This window comes from Pectobacterium aroidearum (assembly GCF_041228105.1).
GTDB lineage: Bacteria > Pseudomonadota > Gammaproteobacteria > Enterobacterales > Enterobacteriaceae > Pectobacterium > Pectobacterium aroidearum.
The window spans coordinates 1,598,936-1,617,817 of the sequence record NZ_CP166097.1 but is presented as its reverse complement, the minus strand read 5'-3'; the positions used below and the strand labels follow the sequence as shown (position 1 = coordinate 1,617,817).

Here is an 18,882-nt window from a genome sequence, read left to right as displayed (position 1 = left end):
AGAGGGGTGCAATGCAACTACTCATAACAGGCGGAACCGGCCTTATTGGCCGCCATCTTATCCAACGATTACAGCTGCTTTCCCATCACATTACGGTACTGACACGCGATCCTGAACGCGCCCGAGGCATTCTCGGCAATCAGGTGGAATATTGGTCAACGCTGAATAATATCACCTCACTGAACGACTTTGATGGCGTCATCAATCTGGCCGGCGAGCCTATCGCCGACAAACGGTGGACGCCACAGCAAAAACAGCTGCTGGCAAAGAGTCGCTGGAACATCACCGAGCAACTCGCCACGCTGATAAAAGCCAGCAGTGAACCACCAGCCGTTTTTATCTCAGGTTCTGCTGTCGGGTATTATGGCGATCAGGGTGAAGCGCTGGTTACGGAAGATGAATCTCCGGTCGATGAATTCACGCATCACCTGTGCGCTCGCTGGGAAGCGCTGGCTCAGTCCGCCGAAAGCGATCAAACCCGAGTCTGCCTGCTGCGCACCGGCATCGTGCTTTCAGCACAGGGCGGCGCGCTGGCAAAAATGCTGCCGATTTTCCGGCTCGGGCTTGGCGGCCCGATGGGCTCTGGCAAGCAATATATGCCGTGGATTCATATTGATGACATGGTTAACGGTATCATTTACCTGCTAGACCAACCGATATTGAGCGGCCCCTTCAATATGGTTGCGCCTTATCCGGTTCATAATGAGCAATTTTCCGCCATGCTGGCACACGTCCTGGATCGCCCCGGTTTTCTGCGAGCGCCCGCTTTTGCGATCAAATTGCTGATGGGAGAAGCCTCGACGCTGGTCTTGGGCGGACAACGCGCCATCCCGCAGCGGTTAGAAGCCGCAGGCTTTGGTTTCCGTTTCTTTGAGCTGGAAGAAGCCCTGCAGGACGTCGTCAAAAAACCGGGCTGACTCAGTGCTGAGAGAAACGTATGGGGCTGATCACCATCAGCCCCAAAACCTACTTCAATGCCCCGGACAAAAACTGCTGCAAACGCGCACTTTTCGGACTCCCGAAAAGCTGATCCGGTGGGCCTTCTTCTTCAATTACGCCCTGATGTAAAAAGATAACGTGGCTGGAGACATGGCGGGCAAATTCCATTTCATGCGTCACCACCACCATCGTTTTCCCTTCCTCAGCAAGCTGCTGCATGATACGTAATACCTCGCCGACCAGTTCAGGATCGAGTGCCGATGTCGGCTCATCAAACAGCAGCACTTCCGGCTCCATCGCCAACGCTCGCGCAATCGACACACGCTGCTGCTGACCACCAGAGAGATCAGACGGATATTTCTGCTGGGCAGAATCGGTGATCCCGACCTTGTTCAGATAGAACACCGCCCGCTCCCGCGCTTCCGCTTTGCTGAGCCCTAATACCTGAATCGGCGCTTCCATCACGTTTTCCAACGCAGTCATGAAGCTCCACAGGTTGAAATGCTGAAACACCATCGTCAGGCGCGTCCGCAGCATTTGAAGCTGTTTTTTATCAAACACCTTCAGCTGTCCGTCAGTATCACGCACCATGCGAATTTCCTGATCGCTGACGTAAATCGCTCCTTCACAAGGTTTTTCCAGAAAATTAATGCAGCGCAGTAAGGTGCTTTTTCCCGAACCGGACGAGCCAATAATTGAAATAACGTCACCCGCTTTCGCCTGTAATGAGATCCCTTTAAGCACCTCATGCTGGCCATAGCGTTTACGCAGTTCCGTCACCATCAGTTTGTTATTCGACATGCTTTTTTCCTGCGCTTAATGAGATGAACGGGTATAAAGATGACGTAACCAGCGCCGTTCCGCCCTTCTGAACAGCCCGATTAACACAAATGAAATCGCCAGATAGATGACCGCAGCAATACCAAATGCATAAAACGGTTGGTAGGTTGCGGCGTTGATATCTCGGGCAATCTTCAGAATATCCGGTACGGTTACGGTGAAGGCCAGCGCCGTCGAATGCAGCATCAGAATCACTTCGTTGCTGTAGGCAGGCAGTGCAATACGCAGCGCTCCCGGCAAAATAATGCAGCGATACTGCTTAAAACGGGAGAATCCGTATGCTCTGGCCGCTTCAATTTCCCCATGCGGCACCGCGCGGATGGCGCCTGCAAAAATTTCTGTCGTATACGCACAGGTATTGAGCGCCAGCGCCAAGATGGCACAGTTTAGCCCGCTGCGAAAAAAGGCATTCAGTAGATCGGTGCCGCGCACAATCTCCAGGCTATACACGCCGGAATAGAACACCAGAAGCTGCACATAGAGCGGCGTACCGCGGAACACGTAAGTAAATAACCACACCGGAAAGCTGAACCGACGTCGAGGCGACACGCGGGCAATCGCCAGCGGCAGCGCCATCAGCCCACCGATGACCACCGAAGAAATGAGCAGCCAGAGCGTCATCGCCAGCCCGGTCAGTCGGTAACCATCGCTCCACAAGAGCGGCTGCCAATATTGTTGCAGGATCTCACTCATAGTTTACTTTCTTGACTCCCTGCGAATAGTGCCTTTCCAGCCACCACAACACGCCGTTAGAAATGGTGGTAAAAATCAGGTACATCGCCCCAGCAACCAGCGCAAAATAAAACGGTTCATGTGCGCCCTTTCCCGCCAGTTGCGTCGCCTTAATCACATCATTCAGGCCAAGCAGTGACACCAGCGCCGTAGCTTTCAGGATCACCTGCCAGTTATTGCCAATGCCAGGCAGCGCAAAGCGCATCATGGAAGGAAACAGAATACGGCGGAACACCTTCATAGGAGAAAAACCGAATGCCACAGCCGCTTCGATTTGCCCACGCGGTACAGCAAGATAGGCACCTCGAAAGGTTTCCGTGAAATAGGCGCCGTAAATAAAGCCCAGCGTGATAATCCCGGCGGTCAAAGGGTCGATGTCAATCTGCGCCATCCCCATCGACTCCGTCACGCCGTTTAAGACGATTTGCAGGCCATAGAAAATCAGCAGCATCAGCACCAGGTCAGGAATGCCACGAATCAGCGTGGTATAGCAGGAAAAACACCCTGCCAGCAGCCGGTTGGAAGACAGCTTCGCCGATGCACCAATCAGGCCGATAGCCAGCGCCAGCACGAGCGAACTCGCTGCCAGCTCCAGCGTCATGATGGCACCATCCAGAATTAGCTGGGAATAGCCATAAAGCATCAATGATATCCGTTGAAATAGCGGTTAATGGCACAGTGCGTCATCGGCAGGAATACGACACAGGAGGAACGGTCCCATGTCGTATGGCCCTGCGATTCCGCTACAGAGTGTGAATCGTTAGGAGAAATTAGCCGCCGTAGACGTCAAAATCGAAGTATTTTTTCGCGAAGGTATCGTAGGTACCGTCTTTACGCATCTCTTCAAAGGCTTTATCCAGCGCAGCTTTCAGCTCGGTATCCGCTTTACGCAGCCCCATCCCCGTCCCCACACCGAAGAATTTGTCATCTTTCACCGCTGGGCCAGCAAACGCGTAGTCTTTGCCCATATCAAGCTTCAGGAAACCTTCGCTTCCTGCGACTTCATCCTGAAAGGCGGCATCGATACGGCCTGCGGTCAGGTCTGCATAAATCAGATCCTGGTTTTGGTAAGCCACAACCTCAACGCCTTTTGGCTGCCAGTTCGCATTAGCAAATGCCTCCTGCGTTGATGCCTGCAAAACGCCGACACGCTTGCCGCCCAGAGACGCCAACGTTGGCTCGATGCTAGCGCCCTTCTTCGCAATCAGGCGCGCGTTGGCGGCATACAGCTTCTCAGTGAAGGCAATTTCCTGCTGGCGTTTTTCGGTGATGGACAGAGAAGAGATGATGGCATCAATTTTTTTAGCTTTAAGGGAAGGAATTAGCGCGTCAAAGTCACTTTCCACAAAGGTACAGTTAGCCTGAATACGTTTGCACAGCTCTTTCGCCAGATCGATATCAAACCCAACCAGTTCACCGCTGGCATTTTTGGATTCAAAAGGCGCATAGGTAGGATCGGTGCCGATTTTAATGTTCTTAGGAATCTCCGCCATCGCGCTGCCCGCAGCCAGAATGAGTGCCAACGGCAAAACTTTGATCAGTTTCTTCATATTGCTACCCTTATCATGAGTGATTGATGTCATGTGTCGTCAATGTCGGAACAGATATCGATTTATTGCTTTAAAAATGAACGATGTAAGTGCTATTTGTTTTATAACGCCGACTATTACCCTTTTCATAGCAGTTTTCATGCCACAATGAACGCAGGGGCATTGTAGAAACCCCATGATCAACACATAGGAAAGCAAATGAATAACTGTTTGATTATGAAATATTTTCCGAGAAACTTTTTGGCGTATAACAATAAGGATAGATAACATTGCCATGAATACAAAAACGCAAACGCACCATTTAAGTGCTTTTGCGATCAAAATTGGTGCAATGTGATAAAAAGGCACAAAAAAAGGGCAGTAACGCTTTACTGCCCGCAGAGAAGAAAATAGAACGAGTTAGCATCTAGCCTGCTATGACGCACCTTGCCAACGGGTAAAGAGATCTTTCGGCAGGTCGATATCAAACTGGTCCAGAATGCGGTTCACCGTCTGATCGACAATATCCTGCACACTTTCTGGGCGATGATAGAACGCAGGCACAGGCGGCATGATTATCGCCCCGAGTTCAACGGCGGTGGTCATCAGCCGTAAATGTCCTAAATGCAGCGGCGTTTCACGTACTCCCAGCACCAAAGGACGACGCTCCTTCAGCACCACATCGGCCGCGCGCGTTAATAAGTTATCGCTGTAACTGTGCACAATGCCAGACAGGGTTTTTATTGAACAAGGTAAAATCACCATCCCCGCCGTTTTAAACGACCCCGAAGAGACGCTGGCCGCGATATCACGCGTGTCATGCACCACATCGGCCAGTGCCTGTACATCACGCAGGCTAAAATCGGTTTCTAACGCCAGCGTCTGCCGGGCGGCCTGACTCATGATCAGGTGTGTTTCGATACCTTCCAGCGCCTGTAAAATCTGTAGCAGCCGGACGCCATAAATGACGCCGCTCGCGCCGGAAATCCCTACAATCAGTCGCTTCATTCGTACTGCCTCTGGCTGACCGCGTAAGCAAAAACGCGGAAAAATTATCTGCGCAAACTTTGCCGCATTGATTGGCGATAAGCAAGGAGAAGCGCCGAAACGGCGTTTTTATAAACAACCCAGTTTTCTATATACAACATGTTTTCTATATAAAAAGGGGGAAGACACTTTCGCGTCCTCCCCCTTCGATGAAGCGTTAACGAACAGCTAGCCGTTAACCTTCGTTATGCAATTCCAGATCTTCGACTTCATTCTGGCTACGCAGCGCTTTGGCATCGTCATTGCGTAATACTTCCAGATAATCCAGATAGCCTTGATCAACATCCTTCGTCACATAAATCCCGTTGAACACCGAGCATTCAAACTGAGCGATATCCGGGTTATCTTCACGCGCTGCGTCGATCAGATCGTCGAGATCCTGGAAAATAAGCGCATCAGCGCCAATAATCTTACAGATTTCGTCCACTTCGCGACCGTGAGCAATCAGCTCGTTGACGCTCGGCATGTCGATGCCATACACGTTAGGGAAGCGAATTTCCGGTGCCGCAGAGGCCAGATACACACGCTTGGCTCCTGCTTCACGCGCCATCTCCACAATCTGCTCCGACGTTGTACCACGTACAATGGAGTCATCCACCAGCAGCACGTTTTTGTCACGGAATTCAGCACGGTTGGCGTTCAGCTTACGGCGTACCGATTTCTTACGCGCCTGCTGTCCCGGCATGATAAAGGTACGGCCAACATAGCGGTTTTTCACAAACCCCTGACGATACGGTTTGTTAATGATACGCGCGATTTCCAGCGCGATATCACAAGAAGTCTCAGGAATCGGGATCACGACGTCAATATCGAGATCTTCCCACTGGCGCGCAATTTTTTCACCGAGCTTCTGACCCATGCGAACGCGTGCGCTGTAGACCGAGATTTTATCGATGAAAGAGTCCGGGCGCGCGAAGTAAACATATTCGAACAGGCACGGGTTGCTCTTCGGATTCTCTGCACACTGGCGGGTAAACAGCTGCCCTTTTTCCGTAATGTAGATCGCTTCTCCCGGCGCCACATCACGTAAAAATTCAAAGCCCAGCGTATCCAGCGCGACGCTTTCTGACGCCACCATGTATTCGCTGCGACCATCTTCCAGATCGCGCTTACCAATCACCAGCGGACGAATCCCGTTAGGATCGCGGAAAGCCACCATACCGTGTCCGATAATCATGCCAACACAGGCATAGGCACCGCGAATTTGCTGGTGCGTCGCGGCAACGGCCGCAAAAATATTATCGGCTTCCAGCGGATAATGCTGGAAACGGTCCAGCTCTCTGGCAAAAATGTTCAGCAGAATTTCAGAATCAGACGTGGTGTTAACGTGACGACGCTCCTGCTCGAACAGCTTTTTACGCAGTTCATGGGCGTTAGTCAGGTTACCGTTGTGGGCCAACGTGATACCGAACGGAGAGTTAACATAGAAAGGCTGTGCTTCCGAGGCGCTGGAGCTACCTGCGGTTGGATAACGCACATGGCCAAGCCCCATGTTTCCCTGTAGGCGTTGCATGTGCCGCGCTTCAAACACATCTTTCACCAGGCCATTGGCCTTACGCAGGCGAAAACAATTAAAGGCATCGATGGTTACAATACCCGCTGCATCCTGCCCACGGTGTTGCAACACCGTTAACGCGTCATAAATCGACTGGTTGACCGGTGTAAAACCGGCGATACCGACAATACCGCACATGGTGTCTTTTCCTCATCAGCGCTACCGCAGCGGTAAATGCTGCGGCAAGAAACTTGACGTGCTTTGCAGGTAGTCAAAAAACCACCTGATAATATAACTGAACTGCGGGATTAACTGGGACTGCTTCCAGTCATCACTTTGTGAAAAACCGGTGAAAGTATCCAGAAAGAATAGCAGTGCGGAAACGATCAGCACCCCGCGTAGCGCACCAAAACAGATGCCCAGAACGCGATCGGTGCCGGATAATCCGGTACGTTCAACCAGCGAACTAATCGCATAGTTGACGATAGCCCCCACAATCAGCGTTGCAATAAACAGAATGGCAATCGCAATGCCGTTACGCACCAACTCATCATCAAAACGGGTGAAGTAGACCGCGAGGTAAGCGTAGTAATGGCTGGCGACAAAAAACGCACATCCCCAGGTTACTAACGACAGCGCTTCACGAACAAACCCCCGGATCAGGCTAACCAGAGCCGAAAAACCGATGATGCCAATAATGACGTAATCAACCCAAACCATGAACGATCCTAATAATGAACGATGCTACCGATAAGCCGCTACGTCATCCTGTTCGCGGCGCATTCTAACAGAAAAAGAAAACGTTTGCGTAGCGTATTTCCGCCGATTTCATCAATAGATAATCAGGCGAAAAAACCAGCAACTCGCTATGCCTGATTCTATTCACTGTCGGCATAACAAAATCAACAACAGGCCACTCAAAACGAGTGCGGGGCGAAGCATCACGCATATGAGCCTCATCCCCGCAGCCTGCTTCTTCTACTATTACGCGGCAGACAACAGACAATCCACCCCGTTATTTTCACGCTTAACCAGCCTTAACGAACGGAATGTGCACGCACCTGCCCGCTGAGTCCGCTGAGCTGTTGCAGCTCACCCAGCGACGACTCCAGCTTCTGCTTCGAGGCATCCGGCCCCACGTAAATACGGGTGATTTGCCCTGAAACCGGCGTTGACGGTACGGTATACGCACGATAGCCAGAGAGACGCAATTTGGCGACAATCTCGTTCACCTTATCCGCGTTTTTCAGCGCACCGAGCTGAACAATATAAGCCTGTCCGACGGGCGCTTGCTGCGTCGGCTGTGTTTCAGGCTTCACTTCCGGTTTGGGTTCCGGTTTAGGCTCAGGCTTCGGTTTTACTTCCGGTTTCACCTCAGGTTTTGGCTGAGGCTTCGGCGTCTGAACCGGCGGACGTTCCACCACAACCGGCGGTGCCGTCATCGCTGGCGTATTCGCGCCAGAATGGGATGATGGCGGTGTCTGCGTCGTGGTTTCAGGTGCTGTCGCTGCCGATGAATTAGCTGTCGATGATCTCGCATCAGGCGCTTCGGCTTCCGGGCTGTTCTGCATCGCCGCCTCCGCCCCTTCCGGTGGCTGACTCGGCAGCGACGGGTTCAACGCAGGCAGCGATTCCATCTCATTACTATCACCCGGTTTAGGGATTAGCGGAATCGACGCAAACTCGTCCTCGTAGTGCTTTTTCTTACCATCCAGCAGGCCGGGTAAAATGATCACGCCCAGCGCGACCAGAATGACCGTACCCACCAGGCGGTTCTGAAATTTACTCGCCATTCGCCTTCTCCTCATCCAGCGCTTCCATTACATGCGCTACCGTATGAAAAGATCCACATACAATGACGATATCCTGCTGCTCCGCCTCGGACATCGCCTGCTGCCAGGCCGCCACGACATCAGGGAACGATTGGCTGCGCGTCAGGTGCTCGGCAATCTGCTGTGCGGTGGCACCACGCGGCCCTTCCAGCGGTGCGCAATACCACTCATCCACCAACGGTGTTAAGTAGGCCAGCGTACCGGCAATATCTTTATCCGACAGCATGCCGACGACAGCCCGTATTTTTCCGGTGGTCGGCAACGCGGCCAACCGATTTGCCAGATACACCGCCGCATGGGGATTGTGTGCAACATCAAGAATCAATCGCGGTGACTCCTGCACCGTCTGAAAACGCCCCGGTAATGTCGCGTGCTGTAACCCTTGCCTGATCGCGTCTTCGCTCACATTAAGTGACGAATAGTGCAATGCAGCCAGCGCCGTGGCGGCATTCGCCAACGGGACATTAGGTAATGGCAGCCGTGATAACTCACGCTGCTTATCCTGCCAGCTCCACGTTTCGCGCTGAACGGAATAGTCCCAGTCGCGACCACGGCGGCGCAGCTGCGCCCCTTTCTCAGCGGCAACATCGGCAATCGTTCCCGGCATATCCGGCTCGCCGACAACGGCAGGTCTACTCTGTCGGAATATCCCGGCTTTCTCACGACCGATGCTTTCCCGATCGTTACCTAACCAGTCGGTATGGTCGATAGCTATGCTGGTAACGACGGAGACATCCGCATCCACGATATTGGTGGCGTCCAGGCGCCCACCAAGCCCCACTTCCAGGATGACGACATCCAGGTTCGCCTGCTTAAAGAGTTGCAGCGCCGACAGCGTACCGAATTCAAAATAGGTGAGCGATACCGCCCCTCGTCCTGCTTCGATATCCGCAAATGCCTGAGTGTGTTGCGCTTCAGGCAATTCTTTGCCCTGAATACGCACCCGCTCGGTATAGCGAACAAGATGGGGAGAGCTGTAAACGCCAACCCGCAGCCCTGCGGCCAGCAGAATGGATTCCAGCGTACAGCAGGTGGTTCCCTTGCCGTTCGTCCCCGCGACGGTGAAAACCGTTGGGGCAGGCTGTAGCAAATGGAGATGTTCAGCAACCTGCTTAACGCGCTCCAGACCTAAATCAATGGCCTGAGCGTGCAGGTGCTCAAGATAATGAAGCCACGTGACCAAAGGTGACGTGGCTTGAGGTGTTTGAAGTGTATCCATGAGTCCCGTTCACTGGCTTACGGTTCATTGCGGGCAGAGCGTGCGCATTATTACCCCGTCGAGAACGACATGGTTGAGTGCCACACGCCCAGCCCATCATGTCAGTTATGCGTCATCCTGTGATGATTCCGACGGCGCATCGCTGCGGATTTCCACGTCATCATTGCCCGGTTCTGGATGATTCGTCAGTTTGGCAAGAATAGTGGCCAGCTTGTAGCGCATTTCCGGACGACGAACGATCATATCGATCGCCCCTTTCTCGATCAGGAATTCACTACGCTGGAAGCCCGGCGGCAGCTTTTCACGCACGGTTTGTTCGATAACGCGTGGACCGGCAAAACCGATCAGCGCTTTCGGCTCGGCAATATTCAGGTCACCCAGCATCGCCAGACTTGCGGAAACACCGCCCATCGTCGGGTCAGTCAGCACGGAGATATACGGCAAGCCGCGCTCACGCATTTTTGCCAATGCCGCACTGGTTTTCGCCATTTGCATCAGCGACATCAGCGCTTCCTGCATACGCGCACCGCCACTGGCAGAGAAGCACACCAGCGGACAGCCATCTTCCAATGCCTGCTCAACGGCACGCACAAAACGCGCACCGACAACAGAGGCCATTGAGCCTCCCATGAAAGAGAACTCAAAGGATGCAGCCACAATCGGCATGCCGTAGAGCGTGCCTTTCATGACGATAAGCGCATCTTTCTCATCGGACTGTTTCTGCGCAGAAACCAGACGATCTTTATATTTTTTGGAATCCCGGAATTTCAGGACATCCTTCGGTTCCAGTTCACTTCCCAGTTCGACAGTGTTTTCTTTATCCAGAAACGCCTGTAGACGGTTACGTGCGGAAAGACGCATATGGTGATCGCACTTCGGGCAGACCCCCAGATTGCGCTCCAGCTCAGCACGATAAAGAACCTGACCGCAGCTATCACATTTTGTCCAGACCCCTTCAGGGATGTTCGCTTTACGGGTCGGTGTGATGTTGCTTTTGTTAAGAATTCGTTCAATCCAGCTCATTGATAACCTTTCTGCTTGAACCTGGCAAATGCCAGTCCGCTGTTCATGTTATTCCCTGACAACATTGCCAATGAAAAAATGCCTGAGACGCACGACAATCGCGGTACAAAGGCATCGGCACTCAGGGTGTTCCCAAGAACAGACCATAAATGCTGCCCATTAAACCATAACGTTCCGGGACTGTGGATAAAAAACTGGTCAAACCGGATGTTAAAATACTTCACTTATTTCACATTGCCGCGCGCGGCTGCTCTACGATGGCGGACAATCTCAATAACGCCCGGCAGGATAGAGAGAAAAATAATCGCGACAATCAGTAATTTCAGATTTTCCTGCACTACCGGCAAATCGCCAAACAGGTAGCCCGCATAGGTGAACGATAGCACCCACAACAGCGCACCAATGACATTATAGGCCGCAAAATGCCGATAGCTCATGTGCCCCATCCCGGCGACAAACGGCGCAAATGTTCTCACAATCGGGACAAAGCGCGCCAGAATTATCGTCTTACCGCCGTGACGCTCGTAAAACGCGTGCGTTTTATCCAGATAGCTGCGGCGAAAAATCTTCGAGTTCGGGTTGCTAAACAACTTTTCACCGAACAGCCGTCCAATAGTGTAGTTCACTGCATCCCCCGTGATTGCAGCAACAATCATCAGGAACACCATTGTATGCACATTCAGATCGTTCGACGGTAACGCCGCCAGCGCCCCTGCAACAAACAGCAGTGAATCGCCCGGCAAAAACGGCGTCACCACCAGCCCGGTTTCACAGAACAAAATCAGGAACAAAATGGCATAAACCCAGACACCATATTGCGCCACCAGTTCCGCCAGATGAACGTCAATGTGCAGAATAAAATCAATAATAAACTGTATAAATTCCATCACAACTTCTTCTCCCCAAAGTGTATACCGATTGCACGCGGTCGATATACGCAAGGCAGCCGGAATTCCCGCGTTGCCTTGCGTATAGCACGCCAAACAGCATCGTCCTTAATACGCACCGCACACGGTCAGATGGCCATAGGTCAACAGGCCCCGTGCGATACGACAAAAAACGCACAACTCACACCAATAAGCACTAGTCCGCCAAAAAGAGTGGACCCATCGTGGGCTGTGGCAAAGCAAAACGCGCCGGGTAATCCACCGCCACTAAATACAGCCCTTCGGCTCTGGCCGTCGCTGCCGCCAGCGTACGATCCTTGGCCGCCAGCAGCTCTGCAATCCACGACTCCGGGCGATTGCCACAACCGACTTCCATCAGGCTACCAACAATGTTGCGCACCATATGATGAACGAACGCATTGGCCTTAATATCTACCACGATATAGTCACCGTGACGTGTAACCTTTAAATGATTTACATAGCGCAACGGCGTGCGCGACTGGCATTGCACCGCCCGAAAAGAGGTGAAATCATTCTCCCCCAACAGACACTGCCCGGCACGCTCCATCCGTTCCACATCCAGCGGATGATAAAAGTGCGTCATGCCATGTGAAAGCACAGCAGGACGATAGCGGTGATTATAGATGACATAGCGGTAGCGACGTGCCGTCGCGCTGAAGCGCGCATGGAAATCCTCCTCCACCGTTTTCACCCAGCGCACAGCGATATCTGGCGGTAAATTCGCATTCACCCCCATCGTCCAGGCGGCATCTTTTCTGATCGCCTGCGTGGTGAAGTGCACAACCTGTCCGGTACCGTGAACCCCAGCATCGGTTCGGCCGGCACAAAACACTTCTATCGGTTCATCCGCGACTTTGCTCAGCGCCTTTTCAAGACAAGCCTGCACGCTAGCGACATCACTCTGGCGCTGCCAGCCATAATACTGGCTACCGTCATACTCAATGCCCAACGCGATTTTCAGCGGGGCGCGTTCGTTTTCCGCAACGGCGTCGGCCTGAATCGCCTCCGCCTGAGTGGTTTCCGACATTACCCGAGATACTCCCTCACCAGACATTCTGCCGTTTCCACCGCCATCAGCGCACCGCCAAAACGAGCATTATCAGCAACCGACCAGAATTGCAGCAGTTCAGGAATCCCGTAATCGTTACGCAGACAGCCGACGCTCAGTTGTCCATTGCCGGACGCATCACCGACCTGCGTCGGGTAATCCTGTTCGTCACTAACTTCAATATTTCCAGCATTGAGCAGTTCATCGCGTGCCTCTTCCGCAGACAGCGGACGCAGCGATTCAAGATGGACAACCTGCGCGTGTCCATAGAACACAGGAGACTGGATGCAGGTCACTGAAATCGGCAATCCTTCGTCCTGCAAGACTTTACGCACCTGATCCACCAGACGACGTTCTTCACGTACGCTGCCGGCTTCATCCGGTAGTAAAGGCAACAGATTGAACGCCAGCTGTTTCGGGAAAATCCCGGCTTCTGGCGGAATACCGTTCAGCAAACGCGCACTTTGCCCAGCCAGATCGTCTACCGCCGCTTTGCCGAGGGCGGAAACCGCCAGCATATTGACGACATGCAGGCGTGAAAGCCCTGCCGCATCGGTCAGCGGTTTAATCGCCGTCAGCAGTTGGCTGGTCAGACTGTCGGCCACCGCAACAATATTACGGTTACGGTAATCTGCCAGCGTATGTGCATTAACGCCGGGCACGACCAGCGGGACATCCGGCTCCAGCGCAAACAGACCGCTGCTGTCGATAACCAGACAGCCTGCATTCCCTGCTTCTTCTGCATAGCGGGCGCTGACATCCTGACCAGCGACAAAAAACGCCAGCTGTGCCTGTGACCAGTCAAAATCAGCCACATCGGTGACCAGACAGGACTGGCCGTTAAAACGTATGGTTTCACCCGCGCTACGTTCGCTGGCCAGCAGATACAGTTCACCCACTGGGAATTCGCGTTCCTGCAATAATTCCAGTAACGCCGTGCCTACTGCGCCCGTGGCACCCAGCAGAGCAATATTCCAGCCGTCAGACATTTGGTTCTCTCCCAAATTTTGAATGAAACACAAATCATAAATGGAACCAACAGACGATCGCGACGCCGTCTGTTGGTTCATGAATAAAAAAGTGATGCTCGCGCGAAACGCCGTTAGCGTGCGCCCCGCACTGACGCCGTGAATCCCAGCGCGTTCAGGCAATCTGCGCTGTCAGCATCAGCGCAGATAACATGGAGTGACGACCATTCGCGTCGTTCCTGATAATGTTTGCGCAGGCGATCGAATTCGCCTTCCTGATGCGCAACGTGGCGCAACAACGCATCATCCCGGCGCACATCATACACCAGATGCACCAGACGTTTTAGCAGCGCCTCATCCAGCGGCACGGTCAGTGTCACTTCGGCATACTCTGGCTCAGGCAAAAGCGACGAAAGCGCCACCTTCTGGGGGGTTCCAATAAACTCGCTCCAGGCTTCAAAGACCTGCGTAGTACCGCGCGCCTTCCCTTCCAGCGTATAACCAGCGATATGCGCCGTGCCAATATCGACGCGTGCCAGCAGATCGGTTGATAATTCAGGCTCGGGTTCCCATACGTCAAGAATGACGCTGAGTTTTTTACCCCGTTGCAAGGTCTCAAGCAGTGCCGCATTATCTACCACCGGGCCACGGCAGGCGTTAATCAGAATACGTCCGTCGGCAAACGCGTCCAGCACGCTGGCATCAACCAAGTGATGGGTACGGTATGGACCATCGAGATACAGCGGCGTATGCAGCGTCAGAATGTCAGCATCGCGCACCAGCGTCTCTAGCGGCAGGAAATCCCCCGCATCACCGCGATCGGCACGCGGCGGATCGCACAGCAGCGTTTTAACGCCCCAGGCTTTCAGACGCGCATCCAGACGTCGGCCAACGTTTCCCACGCCGACAATCCCGACGGTTTTATCACGCAGTTGGAAGCCATCACGCTCGGCCAGCATCAGCAAAGAAGAAAACACGTACTCCACTACCGCGATGGCATTGCAGCCGGGCGCAGCAGAAAACGCGATACCGTTGGCGTTAAGCCAGGTATCATCAACATGGTCGGTGCCAGCCGTCGCGCTGCCGACGAATTTTACCGCCGAACCAGACAGCAGATCCGCATTCACCTTCGTGACCGAACGCACCATCAGCGCATCTGCGCCTGCCAGCAGATCGCGCGGTAAAGGACGTCCCGGCACAGCCTGCACGTCGCCCAGACGGCTAAAAAGTTCGCGGGCATACGGCATATTCTCATCAACCAGAATCTTCATTGTCTTCTCCGACATCGGTAGCCAGCCAAAAAAAGCGGGGAGATATTTTGCCACCGAATGGGGCAGAAACCCAAGGCAATTACGACGCGATGTCTTTCCTTCCTCTGCTCACATCAACATCACGCGGCTCCCATCCCCGCATGAGGCGGCCATTTACCGCAGCAAAACCAAACCGTGTTAAAGGACATCCCGAGTTGATAGTCGCCGTGTGGCTCTGCTATGTTGTTTGCCGTTGCGGCACTTGCCCTATCTTTACCTCCCAGCTCAGACAACCGATGCGTTCTCTGTCTGGTCTGTTATGAGAAATCCAACGTTGAACGCCTTATTCCCCACCATTGCCGTGCTGATCTGGTCAGTGAATGTCATTGTCAACAAGCTCTCCGCGAGCGTCATCGACCCGGCTGCTATCTCATTTTATCGCTGGCTACTGGCATTTCTCGTCATGACGCCATTCATGCTGCCAACCCTGCGTCAGCATGCAACGGCCATTCGTCAACACGCCTGGAAATTGCTGGTGCTGGGGTTACTCGGCATGGTGCTGTATCAAAGTTTGGCCTACTACGCAGCGCACTCGATCAGCGCGGTGATGATGGGCATTATGGGGTCGCTCATTCCACTCCTCACGGTCCTGCTCAGCATACCTCTGCTACGCATCGCCCCCACATTGGGCGTGCTGCTCGGCAGCATCCTGTCGCTGGCAGGCATTATCTGGCTGATTGGAGAAGGACATCCAGAACAGATTCTGGCGCAGGGCATCGGCCCCGGTGAATTCATGATGTTTTGTGCGTCGCTGTCCTATGCACTCTATGGCGTGTTAACCAAACGCTGGAGCATCCCGTTACCCAACTGGGTATCGCTCTATGTGCAAATTGCCTTTGGCGTGGTGGTACTGATTCCAAATTTCCTGCTGACGGACAACGTGCAGCTTAATGCCCAAAATCTGCCGCTGGTGATTTTCGCTGGCATCATGGCCTCAATCATCGCGCCTTTTTTGTGGATTCAGGGCGTTATGCGTCTGGGAGCCAGCAAAGCCGCCATCTTTATGAATCTGACTCCCATTTTTACAGCAATGATCGCGATTGGATTTTTGCACGAGCCTTTGCACCATTACCATCTGATTGGCGGTGGCATCACACTACTCGGTGTTATCCTCGCCCAGCGTCTGCGTACGCCGCTGGGACGCCCCTCATGAGACCCCGTCATGAGATTCGTGCCTTTTAAGCAGTGCATGACTATCGGCGGTCACAGGAGATTGCTATGATTCCTCTCAATCATAACGGCAGTGAGGATAACCGATATGCAACCTGTAAGTGGCCCGGGTGCCCCGCTGCCCGGCGAGCGCCCGGTTACGTCGACAACCACATCCTCAGCCTCGAATACCACAGGCTCCGCCAACGGCGATCGACCGCTCACGCTGGCACAGCGCACCACGCTGGAAAATCTGGTGCTTAAAGTTGCCGCACTGACAACATCAAAAGCAGCGGAAGTCTGGACGACGGTAAAAACAGGATTAGGTCTGGCAGAAAATAGCGAATTGCAGTCCCGCCACTACCAACCTGCCGAGCAGATACTCCAGACGCGTTTAACGCAGGCACAAGATAGCGGTGGACGCCAGCAACTGCTTCAGCGCCTGACGGATATGCTGTCTCAGGGAAATAATCGTCAGGCAGTCAGCGATTTTATCCAGCAACGGTTCGGCAGCACCACGCTAAGCGCATTGAATAAAACGCAGCTACAGCAGGTTGTGACGCTGCTGCAAAATGGGCAAATCCCACAGTCAACGACACCGGCCAGTGCGACACAAACCGCTCAGGCTGCCAACTCGCCCGATCGTCCCCTCAATCCTGCTGAACAGCGCGGCCTGAATCAGTTAGTCACCCGATTGGCGACCATGACCGGTGAACAACCAGCAAGAGTGCTGAGTAATCTGATGATGATGCAGAATCTTAATGCGGGTGACACCATCCCGTTAAAACACCTGCCGTTGCTCACGCAGTTCCTGCAAGCGCAGGTAGAGCTGCAACAAACACAGACGCTGCTGCGCGCCACCTCACCGGCATCGCAGGGGACACCGACAAATGCGGGAACCGCAGGCGCAGCACCAGAATCGCTGACAGCCAACACGGCTAATACGACAAACGCGAATCTGTCATCTACAGCGAACCTATCATCACAGCCGCTATCGGCACAGAACGCGCTGCTTTCCCCAAACCTCGCCCCGTTGCAGGCTTTGCTACAACAGCCAATGACCGCGCAGGAACAGCACCTATTGATGGATTACACGCAGAATCGCTTCAATATCGGCTTACAAACGCCGCTGACGCCGATGCAGGTCAGCGATCTGCTGACGTTCCTGTTTACACAGCGCATTCAGCGTGCGCAGGAAACGGACTGGACAACGACTTCACAATTGCTGCACCCGCTGTTCAACCCCCTGATTGCCTCACTGCCGCTCAGTTGGCAATCCCTGTTCCATAAGCCTATGTTTCTGGTGATTGTCAGCACCTGCGTGGCCGCATTTCTACTCTGGGTGTTGATCTAAGCACCGTTCTCATTACGGCCAAGGCGGCTCATAGTATTGCCCACAAAAAACCCCGCGGCTTGCGCCAGCGGGGTTTGATTACTTTTCATAATAATACGCGAATGAAAAACCGATTATTTATCGAGTTTTCTCATTACCAGCGTCGCATTCGTACCACCGAAGCCGAAGCTGTTAGACATCACCGTGGTCAGTTTACGCTCCGTCGGCGTCGTCACGATATTCAGGCCAGCAGCCTGCTCATCTAAATTTTCCACGTTAATGCTTGGCGCAACAAAGCCGTGTTCCAGCATCAGCAATGAGTAAATGGCTTCCTGAACGCCTGCGGCTCCCAGAGAGTGACCGGTCATTGCTTTCGTCGCGGAGATCGCTGGCGATTTGTCGCCAAACACTTCACGAATCGCACCCAGTTCCTTCACATCGCCAACCGGCGTAGAGGTACCGTGAGAGTTCAGGTAATCAATTGGCGTATCAACACCGTTCATCGCCATCTTCATGCAGCGAACGGCACCTTCACCCGATGGGGCAACCATATCTGCACCGTCAGACGTCGCACCGTAGCCGACGATTTCTGCGTAGATGTGCGCACCGCGCGCCAGCGCGTGTTCCAGCTCTTCGACAACGACCATACCGCCGCCGCCTGCAATCACGAAACCATCGCGATCGGCATCATAGGTACGGGACGCTTTTTCTGGTGTTTCATTGTATTTGGTCGACAGCGCGCCCATCGCATCAAATTCACAGGCCAATTCCCAGCACAGCTCTTCAGCTCCACCAGCGAATACGATGTCCTGTTTGCCCATCTGAATTTGCTCAACGGCGTTACCGATACAGTGTGCAGAGGTCGCACAGGCAGAACTGATGGAGTAGTTCACACCGTGGATTTTGAACGGCGTTGCCAGACAGGCAGATACCGCGGAACCCATGGATTTGGTCACAACATAAGGACCAACGGCTTTCAGGCCACGCGGGCTGCGCATCGCGTCAGCACCAAACACCTGATAGCGCGCAGAACCGCCGGAACCGGCAATCAGGCCAACGCGTGGGTTATTTTGATAAACTTCATCAGACAGGCCGGAATCCTGAATCGCCTGCTCCATGGATAAGTAGGCATAAATCGATGCATCACTCATAAAACGCACAATTTTGCGATCGATGAGGCCAGTGGTGTCCAGTTTGACATTCCCCCAGACGTGACTACGCATACCGGAATCTTTCAGCTCTTGAGAGAAAGTAATACCCGAGCGGCCTTCCCGCAATGATGCCAGAACTTCCTGCTGGTTATTACCGATGCTTGATACGATCCCCAGGCCAGTAATCACTGCACGTTTCATTTAATACCTCTTTTTCCACTTATAGAGTTTGGGATTTCGCTTCGCACTTTAGCGTACAGTTGTAAGCTGAACAAGTCCGATCAGCCGAACTATCGCGAAATTATTGCTAAATTTGCGCCACGATATTCCGCTCGTTAAAATCTCGCCATCACTTGAAT

The 18,882-nt window shown here is 53.3% G+C and carries 18 protein-coding genes; 3 read left to right on the top strand and 15 right to left on the bottom strand.

Annotation, left to right across the window (positions count from 1 at the left end):
- The first annotated feature begins 11 nt into the window (after positions 1-11).
- Complete coding sequence (locus tag AB8809_RS07285) at positions 12-917, top strand: TIGR01777 family oxidoreductase (protein WP_015840978.1); 906 nt, start codon at positions 12-14, stop codon at positions 915-917.
- Positions 918-966: 49 nt separating this feature from the next.
- Here AB8809_RS07285 and hisP read toward each other — a convergent pair whose 3' ends face one another.
- From hisP to pdxB, 14 genes are all read right to left on the bottom strand, one after another.
- The gene (gene hisP, locus AB8809_RS07280) at positions 967-1,740 is read right to left on the bottom strand and encodes a histidine ABC transporter ATP-binding protein HisP (RefSeq protein WP_015840979.1); all 774 of its coding nucleotides are present in this window, start codon (positions 1,738-1,740) and stop codon (positions 967-969) included.
- A gap of 15 nt (positions 1,741-1,755) precedes the next feature.
- Complete coding sequence (locus tag AB8809_RS07275; protein ID WP_015840980.1) at positions 1,756-2,472, bottom strand: ABC transporter permease; 717 nt, start codon at positions 2,470-2,472, stop codon at positions 1,756-1,758.
- Complete coding sequence (locus tag AB8809_RS07270; RefSeq protein WP_180777638.1) at positions 2,465-3,154, bottom strand: histidine ABC transporter permease HisQ; 690 nt, start codon at positions 3,152-3,154, stop codon at positions 2,465-2,467. The genes AB8809_RS07275 and AB8809_RS07270 overlap by 8 nt, the downstream gene beginning before the upstream one ends.
- Positions 3,155-3,281: 127 nt before the next feature.
- Positions 3,282-4,061, bottom strand: a complete 780-nt coding sequence (locus tag AB8809_RS07265) for a lysine/arginine/ornithine ABC transporter substrate-binding protein (RefSeq protein ID WP_015840982.1) — start codon at positions 4,059-4,061, stop codon at positions 3,282-3,284.
- Positions 4,062-4,475: 414 nt separating this feature from the next.
- Positions 4,476-5,048, bottom strand: a complete 573-nt coding sequence (locus AB8809_RS07260) for a UbiX family flavin prenyltransferase (RefSeq protein WP_180777637.1) — start codon at positions 5,046-5,048, stop codon at positions 4,476-4,478.
- Between the two features lie 214 nt (positions 5,049-5,262).
- Positions 5,263-6,780, bottom strand: coding sequence for an amidophosphoribosyltransferase (gene purF / locus AB8809_RS07255; RefSeq protein ID WP_015840985.1), 1,518 nt, complete (start codon positions 6,778-6,780; stop codon positions 5,263-5,265).
- A gap of 21 nt (positions 6,781-6,801) precedes the next feature.
- Positions 6,802-7,302 carry a colicin V production protein gene (gene cvpA, locus AB8809_RS07250; RefSeq protein WP_015840986.1) on the bottom strand — a complete coding sequence of 167 codons (501 nt, stop codon included), beginning with the start codon at positions 7,300-7,302 and terminating at the stop codon, positions 6,802-6,804.
- 317 nt (positions 7,303-7,619) lie between these two features.
- Entirely contained in the window at positions 7,620-8,375 is a 756-nt protein-coding gene (gene dedD / locus AB8809_RS07245) for a cell division protein DedD (RefSeq protein WP_349855775.1), read from the bottom strand.
- Positions 8,365-9,633, bottom strand: a complete 1,269-nt coding sequence (gene folC, locus AB8809_RS07240) for a bifunctional tetrahydrofolate synthase/dihydrofolate synthase (RefSeq protein WP_349855777.1) — start codon at positions 9,631-9,633, stop codon at positions 8,365-8,367. The genes dedD and folC overlap by 11 nt, the downstream gene beginning before the upstream one ends.
- A 105-nt stretch (positions 9,634-9,738) precedes the next feature.
- Positions 9,739-10,656, bottom strand: coding sequence for an acetyl-CoA carboxylase, carboxyltransferase subunit beta (gene accD, locus AB8809_RS07235; protein ID WP_015840990.1), 918 nt, complete (start codon positions 10,654-10,656; stop codon positions 9,739-9,741).
- 224 nt (positions 10,657-10,880) lie between these two features.
- Positions 10,881-11,543 carry a DedA family protein gene (locus AB8809_RS07230; protein ID WP_015840991.1) on the bottom strand — a complete coding sequence of 221 codons (663 nt, stop codon included), beginning with the start codon at positions 11,541-11,543 and terminating at the stop codon, positions 10,881-10,883.
- Between the two features lie 196 nt (positions 11,544-11,739).
- Complete coding sequence (gene truA / locus AB8809_RS07225; protein WP_349855779.1) at positions 11,740-12,591, bottom strand: tRNA pseudouridine(38-40) synthase TruA; 852 nt, start codon at positions 12,589-12,591, stop codon at positions 11,740-11,742.
- Positions 12,591-13,601: an aspartate-semialdehyde dehydrogenase gene (locus AB8809_RS07220; RefSeq protein ID WP_015840993.1), complete on the bottom strand. Its 1,011-nt coding sequence runs from the start codon at positions 13,599-13,601 to the stop codon at positions 12,591-12,593. Before AB8809_RS07220 ends, truA begins: the two co-directional genes overlap by 1 nt.
- A gap of 113 nt (positions 13,602-13,714) precedes the next feature.
- Complete coding sequence (gene pdxB, locus AB8809_RS07215; protein WP_300993642.1) at positions 13,715-14,851, bottom strand: 4-phosphoerythronate dehydrogenase PdxB; 1,137 nt, start codon at positions 14,849-14,851, stop codon at positions 13,715-13,717.
- 298 nt (positions 14,852-15,149) lie between these two features.
- On the opposite strand from pdxB, the gene AB8809_RS07210 reads away from it, so the two are divergent.
- Entirely contained in the window at positions 15,150-16,043 is an 894-nt protein-coding gene (locus tag AB8809_RS07210; protein WP_349855781.1) for a DMT family transporter, read from the top strand.
- Between the two features lie 105 nt (positions 16,044-16,148).
- Positions 16,149-17,393 carry a flagella biosynthesis regulator Flk gene (flk, locus tag AB8809_RS07205; protein WP_349855783.1) on the top strand — a complete coding sequence of 415 codons (1,245 nt, stop codon included), beginning with the start codon at positions 16,149-16,151 and terminating at the stop codon, positions 17,391-17,393.
- Positions 17,394-17,506: 113 nt separating this feature from the next.
- Here flk and fabB read toward each other — a convergent pair whose 3' ends face one another.
- The gene (gene fabB / locus AB8809_RS07200) at positions 17,507-18,724 is read right to left on the bottom strand and encodes a beta-ketoacyl-ACP synthase I (RefSeq protein ID WP_015840997.1); all 1,218 of its coding nucleotides are present in this window, start codon (positions 18,722-18,724) and stop codon (positions 17,507-17,509) included.
- Positions 18,725-18,882: the final 158 nt, after the last annotated feature.